The organism is Candidatus Palauibacter sp. (genome assembly GCF_965208055.1).
Classification (GTDB): Bacteria; Gemmatimonadota; Gemmatimonadetes; order Palauibacterales; family Palauibacteraceae; genus Palauibacter.
In genome coordinates, this window is sequence record NZ_CBDBNY010000004.1 from 1,564,850 (window position 1) to 1,582,171 (window position 17,322).

At 68.7% G+C, this 17,322-nt stretch carries 12 protein-coding genes; 4 read left to right on the forward strand and 8 right to left on the reverse strand.

Features of this window, described 5'->3' with window-relative positions; all coding sequences use genetic code 11:
• Positions 1–35: 35 nt before the first annotated feature.
• A complete protein-coding gene (locus ACOGXI_RS07135; RefSeq protein WP_419938177.1) occupies positions 36–1,094 on the forward strand; it encodes a virginiamycin B lyase family protein in 1,059 nt (352 codons plus the stop codon).
• Positions 1,094–1,765 carry a choice-of-anchor V domain-containing protein gene (locus tag ACOGXI_RS07140; protein WP_419938178.1) on the forward strand — a complete coding sequence of 224 codons (672 nt, stop codon included), beginning with the start codon at positions 1,094–1,096 and terminating at the stop codon, positions 1,763–1,765. Before ACOGXI_RS07135 ends, ACOGXI_RS07140 begins: the two co-directional genes overlap by 1 nt.
• A gap of 570 nt (positions 1,766–2,335) precedes the next feature.
• On the opposite strand, the gene ACOGXI_RS07145 is transcribed toward ACOGXI_RS07140, so the two are convergent.
• Entirely contained in the window at positions 2,336–3,322 is a 987-nt protein-coding gene (locus ACOGXI_RS07145; protein ID WP_419938179.1) for a tyrosine-type recombinase/integrase, read from the reverse strand.
• A gap of 586 nt (positions 3,323–3,908) precedes the next feature.
• Positions 3,909–4,556 carry a hypothetical protein gene (locus tag ACOGXI_RS07150; RefSeq protein ID WP_419938180.1) on the reverse strand — a complete coding sequence of 216 codons (648 nt, stop codon included), beginning with the start codon at positions 4,554–4,556 and terminating at the stop codon, positions 3,909–3,911.
• 839 nt (positions 4,557–5,395) lie between these two features.
• Here ACOGXI_RS07150 and ACOGXI_RS07155 point away from each other — a divergent pair.
• Together ACOGXI_RS07155 and ACOGXI_RS07160 are read left to right on the forward strand one after the other, a co-directional pair.
• Complete coding sequence (locus ACOGXI_RS07155) at positions 5,396–6,040, forward strand: hypothetical protein (protein WP_419938181.1); 645 nt, start codon at positions 5,396–5,398, stop codon at positions 6,038–6,040.
• Between the two features lie 543 nt (positions 6,041–6,583).
• Positions 6,584–8,935, forward strand: coding sequence for an ATP-binding protein (locus ACOGXI_RS07160; protein WP_419938182.1), 2,352 nt, complete (start codon positions 6,584–6,586; stop codon positions 8,933–8,935).
• Positions 8,936–9,010: 75 nt separating this feature from the next.
• Here the strand turns inward: ACOGXI_RS07160 and ACOGXI_RS07165 are convergent, their stop codons facing one another.
• The 6 genes from ACOGXI_RS07165 to ACOGXI_RS07190 all read right to left on the reverse strand — a co-directional run bounded on the left by ACOGXI_RS07165 (position 9,011) and on the right by ACOGXI_RS07190 (position 17,318).
• Complete coding sequence (locus ACOGXI_RS07165; RefSeq protein WP_419938183.1) at positions 9,011–11,083, reverse strand: Ig-like domain-containing protein; 2,073 nt, start codon at positions 11,081–11,083, stop codon at positions 9,011–9,013.
• Positions 11,084–11,114: 31 nt separating this feature from the next.
• Positions 11,115–12,719, reverse strand: a complete 1,605-nt coding sequence (locus ACOGXI_RS07170; protein ID WP_419938184.1) for an Ig-like domain-containing protein — start codon at positions 12,717–12,719, stop codon at positions 11,115–11,117.
• 529 nt (positions 12,720–13,248) lie between these two features.
• Positions 13,249–13,746 (reverse strand): SixA phosphatase family protein, encoded by a 498-nt coding sequence (locus tag ACOGXI_RS07175; protein WP_419938185.1) that lies wholly within the window; start codon positions 13,744–13,746, stop codon positions 13,249–13,251.
• Positions 13,747–13,777: 31 nt separating this feature from the next.
• Positions 13,778–15,169 (reverse strand): TIGR00366 family protein, encoded by a 1,392-nt coding sequence (locus ACOGXI_RS07180; RefSeq protein ID WP_419938186.1) that lies wholly within the window; start codon positions 15,167–15,169, stop codon positions 13,778–13,780.
• 18 nt (positions 15,170–15,187) lie between these two features.
• Positions 15,188–16,444 carry an AI-2E family transporter gene (locus ACOGXI_RS07185; protein WP_419938187.1) on the reverse strand — a complete coding sequence of 419 codons (1,257 nt, stop codon included), beginning with the start codon at positions 16,442–16,444 and terminating at the stop codon, positions 15,188–15,190.
• Positions 16,437–17,318 carry a TorD/DmsD family molecular chaperone gene (locus ACOGXI_RS07190; RefSeq protein WP_419938188.1) on the reverse strand — a complete coding sequence of 294 codons (882 nt, stop codon included), beginning with the start codon at positions 17,316–17,318 and terminating at the stop codon, positions 16,437–16,439. Before ACOGXI_RS07190 ends, ACOGXI_RS07185 begins: the two co-directional genes overlap by 8 nt.
• Positions 17,319–17,322: the final 4 nt, after the last annotated feature.

Genomic DNA, 17,322 nt, shown 5'->3' on the forward strand with positions numbered 1-17,322 from the left:
CAATGCTCGGTGACAGTGCTCGAGGAGGTACGGAAATGATCCATCGAATTCAGGCCGCGACGCTGGCGGCGGCGGGGTTCGCGGCGGCGGCAACCTTCGTCGGCTCCGCGGAGGCGGCGGCGCAGGACCATACCGCGACGACGGATGTTCTCACCATCGAGGAATGGACGGTGCCCTACCCGGAGAGCCGTCCGCGCGACCCGTTCGTCGGACCCGACGGGCGCGTCTGGTTCGTGGGACAGACCGCGCACTACGCCGCCGTGCTGGACCCGTCCAGCGGCGAGTTCAAGCGCTACGACATGGACGACGGCACGGGGCCCCACAACCTGATCGTCGACGACGACGGGATGGTCTACTACGCCGGCAACCGGGCGAACCACATCGGGATCATCGACCCCGCCACGGGCGACATCGACAAGATCATGATGCCGGACGAGCGGGCGAGGGATCCGCACACGCTGATCTGGGACGAGAACGGAAACATCTGGTTCTCGGTGCAGGGCGGGAACCTGATCGGCTTCCTCGACAAGGAGTCGAGAGAGGTGCGGCTGGTGGAGGCGCCCGAGGTCGAGACCCGCCGCGGCATGGGTTCGAGCCGTCCGTACGGGGTCAAGCTGGACTCCGAGAACCGACCATGGATCGCGCACTTCAACACGAACCTGATCGGGATGGTGGAGCCGTCCTCGTTCGAACTCATCGGCTACGACCTGCCCGAGGGTGCGCGGCCGCGCCGCCTGGTCATCGACTCGAAGGACCGGATCTGGTACGTGGACTACAGCCGGGGGAAGATCGGTCTCGTCGTCGAGGGTGGCGGGTTCCAGCGGGAATACGACCTGCCGGCGGGCGAGGAGTCGCGGCCCTACGGGGTGGCAATCGACAAGTACGATGTCGTGTGGCTCGTCGAGACGGGAATCCAGCCGAACCGGTTCGTCGGCTTCGACACGGACTCGGAGGAGTTCGTGGGCACACTCGACGTGCCGAGCGGGGGCGGCACGATCCGGCACATGTACTACGATCCGGCCACGGACTCGATCTGGTTCGGGGCGGACGTGAACACGGTCGGCCGGGCGGTGGTGTCGCCGCGCTCGCGCTGATGTCCCTTCCGGGGCCCGCGGCCGCTCTCTGCGCCGCGGGCCTCTTCTCGCTGGCCACGGCCGCGCTGGTCACGGCGGCCGCGGTCCCCTCGGGGGACTCCGACGCCGGACCGCCCGTCGCGACGCGCCCGGCGGCGCACACCCCGCCGCACATCGAGGGGCCGCCTCCGGGCCACACGGGGGGCTTCGGGGAACCGACCTGCGCCGCCTGTCACTTCGGCGCGCCGCTCAACGCACCGGGGGCCACGCTCGAGGTGTTCGGCATCGATGATGGCTACCGTCCCGGCCAGCGCCACCCGGTAACCATCCGTTTCCAGAGCTTCGACATGCTCGCGGCCGGCTTCCAGGGATCGTTCCGCTTCGAGGACGGGGACCGGCGCGGCGCCGGGGCCGGCGAGATCCGACCGCTCGACGACCGGGTCACCGTCGTGCCCGGGGAGGACGGCGACCCGGAGTACGTCCAGCACACCCGCGCCGGCTCCGCGCCCGTGGACGGCGTCGCGGAGTGGACCTTCGAATGGCGGGCTCCCGACGCGGACGCGCCCGTCGTGCTCCACCTCGCGGCGAACTCGGGGGGAGGGGACGACTCCCCGCTCGACGACCTCGTCTACACGGCGTCGCTCCTCCTCGCCCCCACCGCCGACCCGGCACGGACCCAAGCTTCGCGTTAGGTTTCGGGTGGGTCACGCCGGGGGCTCTCGCGCCACCGGCGTTGCGACCGACCGATGGAGGCGAGCCAGCTCGAGAGCCATGTCTACCAGCGATGTTGACCTTGCTGAAGGTCGATGTGACAGTTCGCGAGGATGCTCCGATCCGACTGGACCGCAGCCGATACCCTTGGCGGCCAGTCCCCGGACGAGGCCTCTTCAACTCGTGGCCGGAAGCACGAACCAATCCAACGCGCACCAACCGGTGGCGGCTGAAGACCGTGCTCGCCGACCTTGCGGAAGGCTGCGCGGTTGGGCCGCTCTCCCACCCGGCGCATTACTTGCCCGCAGGTCGCTCGGGCGGCTCGGAGTTGCAGCAGGTGATCACGGGATCCGCTCTCGACAGGCTCACCGCCGCTGGGCATCGCGCCTCCTCGACTCCCTCCTTGTCGGGCGTACTCAGCGAATACTTCGCGGCCACGTCGCTTGGCTTGCTCGCCAAGTCGAGGCGCTGGAGCCGGGGTGATTCGCTTGCAAGCCTGATCGAGCACACAATTCTCGGGGGGGCCCGATTGATTCCCGCTGATCGGGATTTCAGACGCGAACTCTCCGCCGACTCTCCAGCGCCTTCCCGAGCTGTCCCTCATCGGCCTTCTGATAGCATCTGAGCACCGTTTGCGCGTTCTTCCAGCCGCCGAGTTCGCACAGGACCTTGAGCGGCAGGTCCATGAGGTCGGTTGCGAACTTGCGCCTGAGCGAGTGCCAACCGCGACCCCGCTTCGGCTCCAGTCCGGCGATCGCCTCGGCCCGCACCCACCACTCGCGCACCAGAGAGCGGCTTACGCACACTGACGGGTCCCTCCGCGCGGGGAGCAGCGGGGCGACCCCGGTCCCCTGGCCTATCCTCCGCGCCTCTTCCAAGGCAGCGAGCGCCTCGGCGGTCAGCGGCGTGGTGTGTTCGTAGCCCGTCTTCTCGTGCCTCGCGCGCCACCGCACCACTCCAACTTCGAGGTCGATATCCGACCACCTGAGCTGGCGGATAGCGCCGATGCGGTGTCCGGTCTCGTGCGCGAGCACGAGCGCGACGCGGAACCGCCGGTTGACTCGTCGGGACGCGCGGAGCAGCGCCCGGTACTCTTCTTCGTCGAGGACGATTCGGGTGGGGTTCTTCTCCCTGGGCTTCCTGAGGCCCTTGAGCGGGTTCCTTTCCAGCAGCAGGCGGCCTCGCTCGTCCCTCGACCTTTCGGCCCAGTTGAGGACCGCGATCAGGAACGTCAGGTCCCATTCGATCGTCCGGTCGGACACGGGCCGTCGACTCGGTCCAATCCCGCCCGCGCGCCGCTCCCGGATGAACCGGTCCCAGTCGCGCTGCGAGAGCGTGGCCGGGTCGCGGTCCCTGCCGAAGAACTGGAGGAACATCCTCTTCGCGACCTTGTCGCTCCGGCGGGACCGTTCGCCCTTGGTGGGCGTCACCTCCTCACCGTAGATGTCAAATAGCGTGCCCAGCGTGAGCGGCTCGGGCTCGGCTTCCCGGCGCCCGTTCAGCGAGCTGTGGAGGATGCTCCGGGAGCGCGGATTCAAGATCGACGTCGTGGCCGTTGGGCGGACCTCGGAAGGGACGAGCCGCGCGGACACGGTACTCCGCAACTGGGCGATGGACCCGCGCCCATCCGAGTGCGACGCGGAGATCGACCGGGAGATCGAGTGGATCAAGGAGGTCATCCGTAGCGGGGACGTCCGCCTCATCCGAGAGGTGTGCGGTGACATCCGGGGCGGGCTTGAGCGGCTGGTGGAACTCCGGAATCGGGCTCGCCGGGAGTCCGGCCGGGGGCTGTTGCACCGGGTTGAACACATGGCGGTCGGAGCGGCTCGATCGGTCGTGGTTCCGACGAGCAATCGGGTGGCCCCGTGGCCGTACGGGAGATGTGTATTTGACATCGAGGTCAACCGGACACGACATCCGCCCTCGGGCCGGACACGCGGTCGACGCCGCAAGTCGCTGGCGGTATATCGTTTGCGCCAATGCGTACGGCGCGACGGTGACGTAGCGGCCCATGGGGCCGTGGACGGGAGCGATCCGCGCTCGCCTCCGATGTCTCGACGCCGCCAATGCGGCGACCCCCGCCGGTCTAGGGGCGCGCGGTGCTGTTTGCCCGTCTCGTCGCGCTCAGCCTTGCGCCGCCTCCATGATCGCGGCCACATAGTCGTCCAGACGGGCCATGACCTCAATCGTGTCCGCCTGGCTCTCCGCGTTCGCGAGTTCCTTGGCCAGATCGAGCAGTAGACGGCGAACCGCAACCGGGTCGCCCGCCTCCACCGGCGGCGTATCCGCAGCGTTGGGCTCCTCAGCTGTTGGGACCTCCGGTTCCGGTGGCGTCTCGGGCTTGGGCGCGGCGGCCCTTGCCCGCCGCGCCTTGACTTGGAGGGGGTACTTCGCGTGGAACTGTCGGGCCGAGAGTTCCGCGACGAAGGGGGCGATCTCGCGGGCACCGGCGAACAGGTCCGCGTTCGAGACATCGGGGTCCACTTCGAGCGTCCGCTCCACGAACTCCATGACGGCGGCACCATCGCCGGATGCCGCGGGCGCGGTGTCGGGCTCCGGGTCCGCCTTCGGTTGCCGTGCGGGCCGCTCTTGCGGTGCTATCCGCCGGATCGCTGGCAGCCGATACTTGGCATGAAACTGTTGCAGCGTGAGTTCTCCGACCGACTCGTCGATCTCGCGGGCGCCGGCGAACAAGGCGGCGTTCTTCACGCCGGAGTCCTGTTTCAGTTCGCGTTCCACGTACTGCATGACGGCATCATGCAAGCTGCCCATGTCCGTTACCCTTTCGCGTGGCAAGTCCGCGCCCGACGGAGGCGGACGACCGGAAGTCGCTCAATCAACGGGGCAGATCTCGCCCGCCGTCCGAGGAATCGCCGACATCAGCCCCGAAGCGCGCCGAACACGCCGTAGGCACGGCGGCGCTCAAACCAGCCTTCCCGCAAGGATAATTTCGAGGGGAGCGACCCCAGCAGGGGGCGGGGGTGAGCGTGTGAAAACGCGCACGGCCCCGCACCCGAACCGGGCACCTGTGCCCCTGGGGTCGCTCCCGTCACGGCCGCAAGCTCCGGCCCGCCACGGCCGGAGCTGTGGACGTGATGCAACCGCAAGCCGCCCAGCGGCATAGACAAGCGGCGGTGTGCACATCGGAACGGCGGTTTCGGTGCGCATGCACGCGGATGTCTCATGTGCACTCCCGGCACGGCCCCGGCGATCGGGGGCCTGCGCTCCAGACCGCGTCTCCCGGCAACGCTGCGTGAATGCTCGGCGGCGGCGCACTTTGCCGGTCTCCTCCGCGCCCCTCCGAATCCCGTGATGCCCGCGATACCAAGCCGTCGAAGTGCTGAGGCGGGCGCCGGTCAGGGCGCGCGCGCCGATGCGCAGGACGGCCCCGGACAGGCCGGAGACGAGTTCCCGCAACGCCTGGAATCTGTTGCCGCGGTTCGTCGGAATCGTTCGCCACGGGGTCAACGCCTCTCAAGGCATCGAAGCAGTATCGCCACAATATCGCCAGGTCAACCCAGTCCATCGCCCACGGATCGCGTTTGACAGGTTATCTTTGGGAGCGTCCCGAGGCCGACCAGCCGACCCGCATTTCTCTCAAGGAGAGCAAGATGACCAGCAAGGAGAGCAAGATGACCAGCAAGGAGAGCAAGATGACCAGTTCCCCCCCTGCGGCTGAGCGGATCCCTGCGCCAGTCGCACCGACCCTCGCTGTTCTGGTTCTGTTGGGGACACTTGCGGCTCCGCTGGACGCACAGGGCCCCGTTCGCCAAGGCGAGCGTGTCCGAGCGTTGACGACCGACGGTGCCCAATTCGTCGGCGTCGTGACCCAGATCGACACGGAGTCTCTGCGCCTCCGGCCCGATCAGACCACTGTGCCCGTAAACCTGACGCTTGCCGAGATTCAAAGGTTGGAGCGCTCCATCGGGCAGGGACATCATGGAAGGAAATGGGGCACCTACGGTGTGATCGCAGGCGGCGCGATAGGGGTGCTTTCCGGTCTGACGTGGTGGGGTCCGGGGGAAGGAGGAAACCAGCTGGCGACGGTAGCCTATCTTGGTGCGATCAACGCGATCTGGATGGGCGGTGCCGGCTACGCCGCGGGGTACTTCCTGGGCAAGCACGATATCTGGCAGACCGTCCAACTTGGTCGCTCTGGGCAGCGGCGCTTCGGTCTCGTCTTGGGAATCGGTCCGGCGGCCGGGAACGCGAAGGGGTCCCCCGTGCTGGTCGGCGTATCCATTCGCTGGAGATAAGTTGGCGTTTGCGACCCGCAAACTCCGAGCCTCAGCGAGGGCGCTGTTGGGGATCGAAGGGGCAAGCCCCTCGTCAGCTCCTTTGTACCCACAATGGGTAGGCTGGCTCCCCAGCCTTATCCGCGTCCGACAACCCCGTCGGGGAACGTGCCCGGGACCCGGCGGCGGCAGTCGCCGCCGCGGTGGTGGAGCACCCCTGCGAGCGCTTTGGGGAACCCGTTCAACGGGCCTCCGGAAGGGCGGAACGAGAGCCGAGTGGGGAAACGCCTCTCATGGTCGAAACCCGCCGACCCGCCGTCCCCGTGCCCGAAGTCGAGCGGGACTCGGTGATCGATGAGTTTCGGCAGATGCCCGGACGCCGTGACACTTGCCACGCCCGCAGCGGACGAGGTCGCCGCAATGGGTCCTCTCAGAGTTCAACCCCCTCGGTCCCTCTTGAAGTCTTCAACATAGCCTGTGAAATACGATCTTGGGGCGATAAGCTTGATTGATCTGGTAATAATGTTGCGATACTGATGCGATTCCTTGAGAGGGGAGTGATCGATGACGGAGGATTCCGCCGCGCTGCGGCGACGCATCGGAGCGTTGCAGGAACGCATGTCCGGCCTTTGCGGAGCCATTCTGCGGATCAGCGAGAGCCTCGATCTCGACACCGTCCTGCAGGAGATCGTCGACCGCGCCCGCGCCCTGACCGGGGCGCGCTTCGGGCTGCTCACGACCATCGACGAGGCCGGCCCGCCCGCGCGCTTCATCGGCTCCGGCATCACGGCGGACGAGCACCGACGAATGACGGACTGGGCCGACGGGCCACGGCTTTTCGAGCACCTGCGGGACCTTCCGGAGGCGCTGAGAGTGCGAGACGTCCCCGGTTACCTTCGCTCGCACGGGTTCAGCGCCGAGGTACTGCCGTACAAGACCGGGCAGGCCGCTCCGATCCGTCATCGCGGCGCGCACGTGGGCAGCCTCTTTGTCGGGGAAAAGGAAGGCGGGGGGGAGTTCGCGAGCGGGGACGAAGATGTGCTCGTGCTCTTCGCGTCGCAGGCGGCGACGGCCATCGCCAACGCGCGGGCCTACCGGGACGAGCAGCGGGCCCGGGCCGACCTGCAAGCCCTGGTGGAGACCTCGCCGGTCGGCGTGGTGGTCTTCGACGCCGGGACCGGCGGCATCGTGTCGCTCAACCGCGAGGCGAGACGGATCGTCGAGGGCCTGCGGATGCCGGACCGCTCGTTGGAGCGGTTGCCGGAGGAGATAACGTTCCGGCGGGCGGACGGGCGCGAGGTGGCTCTGTCCGAGTTCCCGCTGGCCGGTCAGTTGAGCAGCAGCGAGACGCTTCGCAGCGAGGAGGTGGTGCTCTCGGTTCCCGACGGCCGGAGCGTCAAGACGTTGCTCAACGTCACGCCGATCGATGCGCCGGAGGGCGGAGTGGCGTCGGTCGTGGTCACGATGCAGGATCTGGCGCCGTTCGAGGAACTCGAGCGGATGAGGACGGAGTTCCTCGCGATCGTGAGCCACGAACTGCGCGTGCCGCTCACCTCGATCAAGGGCTCGGTGGCCACGGTGCTCGCCGCCTCGCCGGGCTTCGCTCCAGCCGAACTGCTGCAGTTCTTCCGCATCATCGACGCGCAGGCGGATCAGATGAGCGGCCTCATCGGCGACCTGTTGGACACGGGGCGCATCGCGACGGGCACGCTGTCGGTCTCGCCGGAGCCCTCCGAGGTGGGAGCGCTGGTGGACCGGGGGAAAAATACGTTCCTGGCCGGTGGCGGCCGGCACGCGATCCTGGTCGAGCTTCCGTCGGACCTGCCCCGGGTGATGGCGGACCGCGAGCGCTTCGTTCAGATCCTCAACAACCTGTTCTCGAACGCGGCCGCGCACGCTCCGGAGTCGTCGCCGATTCGGGTGACGGCGCGACGCGCCGGCGTTGACGTGGCGGTCTCCGTCTCCGACAGGGGCAGCGGCATTCCACCGGAACAACTCCCGCACCTGTTCCGAAAGTCCGTCGGCGCCGGTGACGCGGAGCGCGGGCTCCGGGGTGGCTTGGGCCTGGCCATCTGCAAGGGGCTGGTCGAGGCCCACGGCGGGCGCATCCGGGCCGCGAGCGACGGCGAGGGGCGGGGCGCCCGGTTCACCTTCACGGTCCCGGTGGCCGGGGAGCCCAGCCGCTCCGAATCGGCGGACTCGGCGCGGGGCGGCGCGAGGGCGCTCCGGCATGGCCGGGAGCGCGTTCTCGTGGTGGATGACGACCCGCAGACGTTGCTCCACATCCGCAACATCCTCACCGCGGCGGGCTACGACACGCTGTCCACGGGCGACCACCGGGAACTCTCCGGCGTGATCCGCGCGGAGAACCCCCACCTGGTCCTGCTCGACCTCATGTTGCCCGGGACCGACGGGATCCGGCTGATGGAGCGGGTTCCGGAGCTGGCCGACGTGGCCGTCATCTTCGTCTCCGCGTACGGACGGGACGAGACGGTCGCCAGGGCGCTCGAGACCGGCGCGGTCGACTACATCGTCAAGCCGTTCTCGCCCACGGAGCTGACGGCGAGGGTGCGGGCGGCCCTGCGGGGCCGCGCCGGGCCAGAACGGTTCGAACTGGAGGAGCTGTCCATCGACTACGACCGGCGCCGCGTGACCGTTGCCGGCCGGCCGGTGGAGCTGACGGCCACCGAGTACGAGCTGCTGCGCGTGTTGTCCGCCAATGCGGGGCGGGTGTTGACGTACCGCTCCCTGCTCCGGCAGGCGTGGAGCCGGCATCCGGGCGGCGTCAACCCGAAGCTGGTGCACGCCGTCGTCAAGAGACTGCGCGGCAAACTGGGAGAGGACGGGTCCCGGGCGGCCTACATCCTCAACGAGCGCGGGGTCGGCTACCGCATGCCCGCACCGCCCGGGAAGTGATGGCACGGAGGTGCCGGCCAAGTCGGCGTCATTCAGCCCGACCCCGGCCGATCTGCCGACCTATTCAGACCTTCCCTAGTACCGGCGGCGGTCGCCGCTGATTGAGCCCGGAATCACCCGTACGATCCGGCCGTCCCGGTCGGCGACGACGATCGGGCCTCGCCAGATGTCGTCTCCATAGGGGATCAGGCGACCCGGGTCGCGCTCCCGCGCGGCGTCGGCGTCTGGGAGTCGGTAGGGGTCGGCCGCAGTCAGATCGACCGCGTAACCTATGTCCGCCAGAGATTGGATGGTGATCGCGCTCAGAGGCTCCGCACGGCCTTCGTTCGACCATCCCGTCATGAGTTCGGTCTCAAATACCGTCTCCCGCCAATGGCCGTTCCTTGTTCCGGGGCCGCCGGTGTTCTCCACGGGTACTTTGGCTCCCTGATAGCCCGTGCCGCCCGCTTCGTCAAAGGCGTCGACGGTCAGCGGGCCAACGAAGTGAGTGTCCGGGGCCTCATCCTCCGAGGCCGGGTTCCGAAGCAGGTCGAGATCGTCCCAAATGAGTCCGATTCCCAGCACATGCCCCATCTCGTGAAGGACCAGCTCATCGAAGCGGCCGATTCGTTCCTCTCGTTCGAGGTCGGCCGCATCGAACCTCATGCGACCGTAGATGGGCAGCTGACTCGCCCTGCGCACCCAGCACGGACCAGCCGACGCGAGGGTGCCGCCCGGACCATCGATCTCCTCGACGACCGCCACGATCATCACGTCGTCGATCGCCGCATGCCGCTCGAATCTTGGGTCGTCCCCGCAAGTCCAGCGCCGGGCCTCGAAATCCGGGAGTTCGGTCGGTGCCAGAACCGTCATCCAGCGCTCCGCCGCACGCCGGAACGTGGCCTCCTGGGCTCGGGTCATAGACGTGGCGAATACGAGTTCGATCTGGAATCCCGACCCGCTGACTGTGACCGTGACGCCGAACGAGGACACGGCGCTCAATCCCCCGGGGTCGCGCGCCGTGACCGTCACGGTCGCGACGCCCTTCGCAAGTGCCGTGACCGCAACGGAACTGCCCGACACCGAGACTGAGGCGACCCCGGCGTTCGATGAAGCCGCCGTGTAGGACAGGGCGTCACCGTCCGGGTCGCTGAAGTAGGACGACACGTCCACGGTCGCGGTCTCGCCGGCGGACACGGTCTGCGCGGGTATCTCGCCCACCGCCTCGGGCGACCGGTTCGGCACCGTCACCTGGAAACGCTGCTGCACGGCCAAGCCCTGCGGGTCGCGGGCCGTCACCGTGACGGTCACGACGCCCTTTGCGAGTGCGGCGACCGCAACGGAACTGCCCGACACCGAGACTGCAGCGACCCCGGCGTTCGATGAAGCCGCCGTGTAGGACAAGGCGTCACCGTCCGGGTCGCTGAAGTAGGACGACACGTCCACGTCCACGGTCTCGCCGACGGGAACAGTCTGCTCGGGGATCGTCCCCACTGCCTGCGGCCCCCGGTTCGGCACCGTCACCTGAACCATCTGCTGCGCCGTGCCGCCATTCGGATCGGTTGCGACCACGGTCACGGTCGCGACGCCCGAGGTTACGGCCCGGATCGTTAGCGTCGCCGCAGTGATCGTGACGGTGACAACCTCAGGATTTGACGAGGTCGCCTTGTATGTCAGCGGGTCGCCGTCCAGGTCCCGGAAATAGCTGGACGCGTCCACGGATGCGGCCTCGCCGGCGGACACGGTCTGCGCGGGTATCTCGCCCACCGCCTCGGGTGCCCGGTTCGGCACCGTCACCTGGAAGCGCTGCTGCGCGAGCAGGCCCGGCGGGTCGCGCGCCGTCACGGTGATGGTCACCTCGCCCCTGGCGAGCGCCGTGACCGTCAGGGAACTGCCCGACACCGAGACCCCGGCAACCCCGGCGTCTGATGAGACCGCCGTGTAGGAGAGAGCGTCACCGTCCGGGTCGCTGAAATGGGAAGACACATCCACCGTCGCGACCTCGCCGACGGAGACGGTCCGCGCGGGGATGGCGCCCATCGCCTGAGGCCCGCGGTTCGGTACGGGGACCGGACCCGTTACCTCCCGGTCCGCATCCCCGCAGGCGGCGGCCCACACGACGGAGGCCGCCGCCAAACCGCGTACTTGCTTCCGCGACCTAAACACCATCCACCGGACAATCCTCCGGCGCCGGGCCGCGTTATCGCTTCAGCCGGATCGGCTTCGCCTCGGAAGCCTCAAGGGCCTCGCGCGCAAGATCGAGTTTCCGCGAGACTCCCGACCGATCCGACATGTCCGCGCTGCTCTCCGTACCGGTCACGTCGATCCAATCGAAGAGCTGTGTGGATCCCCCCCCTCGGCTCACGAGCCAGATGGTACTCACCCGGCTCAGCGCACCACGAACCGCTGTGCTCGGTATAAACCTCTGCAGTTCCGTGTCCCCCGCCATCAGGAAAACCTCTCCGCCGTCACGGCCGATCGTAAGGTCGGTGAACTCACCCGCACCGGTTCGGATCGCCTCCGAGTTGCCGCTCACGTCACCGAAAAAGACCCACGCGCTCCGAGTCGCGTCGAACCCCAGGAAGAGGTAGTTACGGTTCTCGGGACCGGGGCCCAGGCTGATACCCAATGCGGGGTAAGCGTCGTCACCCGTGAACCAAATCAGCCGCACGGTTCCATCGTTTTGGGCCCGGCCCATCCTGGCCCGGATCGTCCACTCCGTCAGCACCGATTCGGGCTCGCGTTCCGCAACGCCCAGCCGCTCGTCGCCGACGGCGGTCAGCCGCAGAACCCCGTCGACGACGGTCGCATCCGCGTTGCGGATCTCCCAGTCGTCCAGGCTGGCGGCCGAGTCGAAGTCGTCCCGGAATCCGGCGCCGGCCGCCACCGTGACCTCGACGCTCTGAGTCGCCGACAGACCACCCGGATCCGTCGCCGTCGCCGTCACCGTCGCCGTCCCGGCCGCCACCGCCGTCATCGTCAGACTGCTTCCCGCGATATCGACCGTGACCACGCCGGTGTTGCCCGACTCCGCCGTGTACGTCAGTTCGTCCCCGTCCGGATCGCTGAAGAACCCCGCCACGTCCACCGTCGCCGCCTGGCCGGCCGTAATCGTCTGCGATGGAATCGTCCCCACCGTCTCGGGCGCCCGGTTCGCCGCCTCGACCGTCACCTCCGTGCTCTGGGTCGCGGTCAGGCCGTCCGGATCCGCCGCCGTCACCGTCACCGTCGCCGTACCCGCCGCCACCGCCCTCACCGTCAGGCTGCTCCCCGCAACGCTCGCGGTGGCCACCGCCGCGTCGCTCGACTCCGCCGTGTACGTCAGTTCGTCCCCGTCCGGATCGCTGAAGAACCCCGCCACGTCCACCGTCGCTGCCTGGCCGGCCGTAATCGTCTGCGATGGAATCGTCCCCACCGTCTCGGGCGCCCGGTTCGGCGCCTCGACCGTCACCTCCGCGCTCTGGGTCGCGGTCAGGCCGTCCGGATCCGCCGCCGTCACCGTCGCCGTCGCCGTACCCGCCGCCACTCCCGCTACCGTCAGGCTGCTGCCCGACAACGAGACGGAGACCACCGCCTCATCCGACGACGCGGCCGTGTACGTCAGCGCGTCCCCGTCCGGATCGCTGAAGAACCCCGCCACGTCCACCGTCGCCGCCTGGCCGGCCGTAATCGTCTGCGCGGGAATCGTCCCCACCGCCTCCGGCGCCTGGTTCGCCGCCTCGACCGTGATGCCCGCGCTCTGGGTCGCGGTCAGGCCGTCCGGATCCGTCGCCGTCACCGTCGCCGTGGCCGTCCCCGCTGCCACTCCCGTTACCGTCAGGTTGCTTCCCGACAACGAGACGGAGACCACTGCGTCGTTCGACGATGCGGCCGCATACGTCAGCGTACCTCCATCGGGATCACTAAAGTAAGGGAGAAACGTCGACCGTGACCGACTGTCCCGCAGTCATGACTTGGGCCGGGATCGAGCCGACGGCCACCGGAGCCACGGGCGGTGGTGGTGGCGGCGGTGGAGGTGGTGGAGGCGCCGTTGAGTCGCCTCCGCAGGAAGCAATCCCGATGAGCACCGCGAACAGGAGCGACGAACAGAACAGGTCTCGGTAGCGGAGTCCGAATTTTCCGTCGGAGCCAAGCCGGCTGCGTGTTCGTTCGCTCATCATCTCTCTCTTTTCAGCGAGACTACCTCGTGGCGATCCGGACCTTTTCGTGAATTGTAAGTAAGCTAACGGTTCAATTCCGATCCGTGGGCGATAGAACGGACCGTGTTGGCAACATCGTGACGACATCACGGGGTGGAGGACCCGCGGGAACGTCGTTCGCCTTTCACTCTGCACTCACTCCGGCGGGAGCGCCTTGGGTCGCCAGAAGCCGATGAGGCGGCCGCGCCGGGCCGAACCCAATTCCGGCCAATCGTCGATGTCCAGTTCCACTGCGGCGAGGGCGGCGGTCGGCATGTGCTCGCCGTCGCCCGTCAGGTGCCAGACGAGCGCGGTGATGCCGGGATTGTGTCCGACGACCATGAGGCGCTCCTCTGCTCCCCCCGTCGCCTCCACGACATCCACGTAGTTGTCGGGAGATGCGAGATAGAGATCGCTCGTCGTCTCGATTTCCACCTCCCGATCGAACTCTCCGGCGGCGAGTTCCGCGGTGGTGCGGGCGCGGACGGCGGTCGAACTCACGATGCGCTCCGGCACGAGGTCCCGTTCGACGAGAAAGCGGCCCATGCGGGGCGCGTCGCGCCGGCCGCGGGGATTGAGGGGCCGGTCGTGGTCGCGGAGCCCGGGGTGGTCCCAGGACGACTTCGCGTGCCGGAGGATGAGCAGCGTCTTCATGGGTTCACCAGCCGAACGAGCATCACGAGCGTCACCAGCGGATCGGGATCACGAGCATGGTCACGATGCCGACGAGGATCGTCGCCAGCCAGAGGAGGAACGCGTACCCGAACACCTCCCCGAAGCGGCGCCGCGTCACGGCGAGGATGGGCAGCGCCCAGAACGGGTGGATGAGGTTGAAGGCGGAGTCCCCGTACGCGTAGGCGAGCAGCGTCGTCATCACGGAGACGTCGAGCACCTCGCCGGCGGGGATCACGTACGGCGCCTCGATCATCCACTTGGAACCCGCCGACGGGATGAACATGCTCATGATCCCCGAATAGACGTAGACCACCAGCGGATAGAGCCGGGTCGTGGCGACTTCCGCGAACTGCTCGCCGAGCCAGCTTCCCAGGTTCGTGTTCTGGATGACGCCGAAGATGCCGGCGTAGAACGGGAACTGGAGGATGATCCCCCACGCCGAGGCCACGCCCTCGCGGCAGGCCCTCAGGAACGACGTCGGACGGCCGTGGAGGAGGAGCGCCACGACGAGGAAGACCGTGTTGTACGCGTTGATCGTCCAGCTCGCGCCGAAACCGCGCGTGATGATCGAGTGGATGAGCGGATACGCGAGCAGGACGGCGGCGAGCAGCGTCCAGCCGCGGAAGCGGTCGAGGCGCTCGGCCGGCGTCGTGCCGGGGCGCGCCGGAGGCGGTGGCGCAGGCAGGATCTCGTCCACTTCGGCCGGCGTGAGCGTCACGACATCCCGGCGCGGGTGGAGCACCATGGCGGCCACGAGCCCGACGAGCAGCATGACGGCGGCGTACCCGAGGTTGAAGGGATGGAACAGCGTCTCGGTGACCGGATAGAGACGGTCGACCACGGGGGCGCCGGTCCCGGGCTCGAGCAGGGGGTTGCCCGGCGTGGCGAGGATGAGGGGCGCGGAACTCGAAAGGCCGCTCTGCCACACGGTTCCGATGCCCATGTACGCCGCCGCGATGACGAGACGGAGGTCGGCACGCGGGTTGCGCTTGAGGATGAACGGGACGAAGAGCGCGGATCCGATGAGTCCGAACGCCCAGTTGAGATAGCCGGCCGCCATCGAGAATCCGGCCGCGAGGGCGACCGCCTGGGCGGGGCGCTCGGGGTTGGGGAGACCCGCGAGGCGATCGAGCAGCCGGTACATCGGGGGCGATGAAGCGCACGCATGGGCAGCCACCATGATGATCGAGAACTGCATGGCCAGCTCAAGCAGCGTCCACACCCCGGCGCCCCACGCCAGCCCGGCTTCCGGGACCGTGGCCCCGCCTCCGGTCACGGCGAGGAGGAGGGCGACCAGGGTGAGCGACATGAGGATGACCCACGCGTCGGGCACCCAGCGCTCCGTGACGCGGGAGAGCGCCGCGCCGCTCTCGCGCAGCCAGTCGAGCGGGCTCCCGCTCATGCGGTTCGGCGGATCGGGCTACGTCTCGGGCGCGGAGTCTTCCGGCGCGGCAGCGGCGTCGTCGGCCGCGGCTTCCGGCTCCGACGATGCGGTTTCCGGCTCGGGCGCCGCGTCGGCATCCGGCTCCGGCGCGGCGGCTTCCGGCTCTCCGGCGCCGGCCCGCGCGGGCGACGGCGCGCCGAACGCGGTGGCGGGCAGGACGTCCCGGAAGGATTCGCCGTAGAGTTCCCACACGGTGATGAACAGCGCCGCGACGATGGGGCCGATGAGCACGCCGGCCATGCCGAAGGCGATGAGCCCGCCGAGGGTGCCGAGCAGGATCATCAGGTCCGGCATCCGGGTGTCGCGCCCGACGAGCCAGGGGCGCATGAGGTTGTCCAGCGTACCCACCACGAGGCCGCACCACAGGATCAGCCCGATGCCGGCGACGACCTGGTCGGAGGCGAGGAGGTAGATCGCGGCTGGCAGCCACACGAGCGCGGATCCGATCCCGGGGACGATCGAGAGGACCGCCATGACCGTGCCCCAGAAGGCGGCGGACGGAATCCCCACCGCCCAAAAGGCGAGCCCGGCCAGCGCGCCCTGCACGATGCCGATGAGAAACGTCCCCTTCACCATCGCCCGCGTCACTGAGACGAAGCGGTCGAGCATGCGGCGCTCGTCTTCGTCGGACAGGGGGAGGTAGTAGAGGGCCTTGTGCAGCACGCCGCGGCCGTCCTTCAGGAAGAAGAACATGGCGTACAACATCAGCAACAGGAGGAAGACGACCCGCACGGTGGCTGTCGTGACGCCGGCGAGCCGGTCGACCACCAGAGCGCCGACGGATCCCGCGACTTCGCCGAGCTTCTGGAGGAGTTGCTCCTGGTACGGCCGCAGCGAATCCAGCCAGGGAATCCGGTCGAGCAGTTCGTCGAACCCTCCGGGCTGCCGCAGCTGAGCCTGCATGTCCTCGATCCAGGGACCCGCCGACTGCGTGACGTGCACAGCCTGGTTCGCGACGATGCCGAGGAACGCCGTGACCGGTGCGATGAGGAGGATGGCGAACAGGACGACCGCCGCGAAGGAGGCCAGTCCCTCCCGTCCCCCGAACCAGCGGCGGAGGGTCCGGTACGCCGGGTACATCATCCCGCTGAGGATCGCTCCCAGAAAGAGGGCCGTGAGGAACGGCCGGATCATGTCGAGGAAGAGGAGGCTGATCCCGAGGACCAGAAGGAGAAGGAAGATGGCGCGGAAACGCCCGGGATGAAGGGGCGGGCTCCCGCCCGCGTCAGCCATTGTGGGTGTCGGCGCCCGTGTCGGCGTGCGTGTCGGCGCTGAGGTCGCTGAGGAGGCGACCTGTCGCGGTCGCGCGTTGCGTCCAGAAATCCGCGACCTCGGGCGCCGTGGCCCCGCTGCGGTCGTGGAGTTGCTCCCAGTCCCGGGCCTCGCGCCCGAGCCAGTCCAGGGTCGCGCGCGGGCCCTGCGACATCATGGACCTGAGGATGTAGGCGCGTTCGCCCACGCGGAGACCGAGACCGAGGTCGCGCGCGGCTCTCGCGAGGTCCGCGCGCGTGAGGACGAGTCCGCTGCGGACCGGGCTCAGGAGGGCGTTGAAGAAGCTGTCCCCGTCGGTCTCGCGCGGGTCGGGCACCGGTTTCGCCTCGCGCAGCGCGAGCGGGCGGCGCGTTGGCGGCCCCAGGCGAGCCGATTCGCTGAACAGGAGGGCCTCGAGCGTGTCGGCCCACTCCCGGTAGAACGGGGGCGCGATCTGCCGCAGCTTGGTGAGAAAGGGGAGGACCCACGAGAGCAGGTGCTCCCACAGGAAGGCGTGCCGTGCGTCGCGACAGGCCTGGGTCGTCTTGCCGTTCCCCCTCTGCTGGGCGTCCACGAGCCAGGCATAGCCCCCGAGCAGGGCCCGAAGGTGGTCCGGATCGTCCGGGGGCGTCGTCCCCAGCGCGCGCCAGAAACCGGCGACACGGTCGCGCGCCTCCCCGCCCATGTGGCCATCCGTACCCAGAAAGGCGGAGGCGTACGGGTAGAGCTGGAAGAGGAAGATGTCGTTGTGGGTGGGCTCGTCCGGCACCGGTCCCAGCTCGAGGAGGTGGCCGATGAGCCGATTCTCCCCGCACGGACCATCGAGAAGCGCGCCGAGGGCGCGAAAAAGCTCCATGTCC

Coding starts and splice junctions, on each gene's coding strand:
- ACOGXI_RS07155 (WP_419938181.1), top strand. CDS start 5,396: ATGACCAGCAAGGAGAGCAAGATGACCAGCAAGGAGAGCAAGATGACC.
- ACOGXI_RS07150 (WP_419938180.1), bottom strand. CDS start 4,556: ATGGGCAGCTTGCATGATGCCGTCATGCAGTACGTGGAACGCGAACTG.
- ACOGXI_RS07190 (WP_419938188.1), bottom strand. CDS start 17,318: ATGGAGCTTTTTCGCGCCCTCGGCGCGCTTCTCGATGGTCCGTGCGGG.
- ACOGXI_RS07140 (WP_419938178.1), top strand. CDS start 1,094: ATGTCCCTTCCGGGGCCCGCGGCCGCTCTCTGCGCCGCGGGCCTCTTC.
- ACOGXI_RS07160 (WP_419938182.1), top strand. CDS start 6,584: ATGACGGAGGATTCCGCCGCGCTGCGGCGACGCATCGGAGCGTTGCAG.
- ACOGXI_RS07175 (WP_419938185.1), bottom strand. CDS start 13,746: ATGAAGACGCTGCTCATCCTCCGGCACGCGAAGTCGTCCTGGGACCAC.
- ACOGXI_RS07165 (WP_419938183.1), bottom strand. CDS start 11,083: ATGGTGTTTAGGTCGCGGAAGCAAGTACGCGGTTTGGCGGCGGCCTCC.
- ACOGXI_RS07180 (WP_419938186.1), bottom strand. CDS start 15,169: ATGAGCGGGAGCCCGCTCGACTGGCTGCGCGAGAGCGGCGCGGCGCTC.
- ACOGXI_RS07185 (WP_419938187.1), bottom strand. CDS start 16,444: ATGGCTGACGCGGGCGGGAGCCCGCCCCTTCATCCCGGGCGTTTCCGC.
- ACOGXI_RS07135 (WP_419938177.1), top strand. CDS start 36: ATGATCCATCGAATTCAGGCCGCGACGCTGGCGGCGGCGGGGTTCGCG.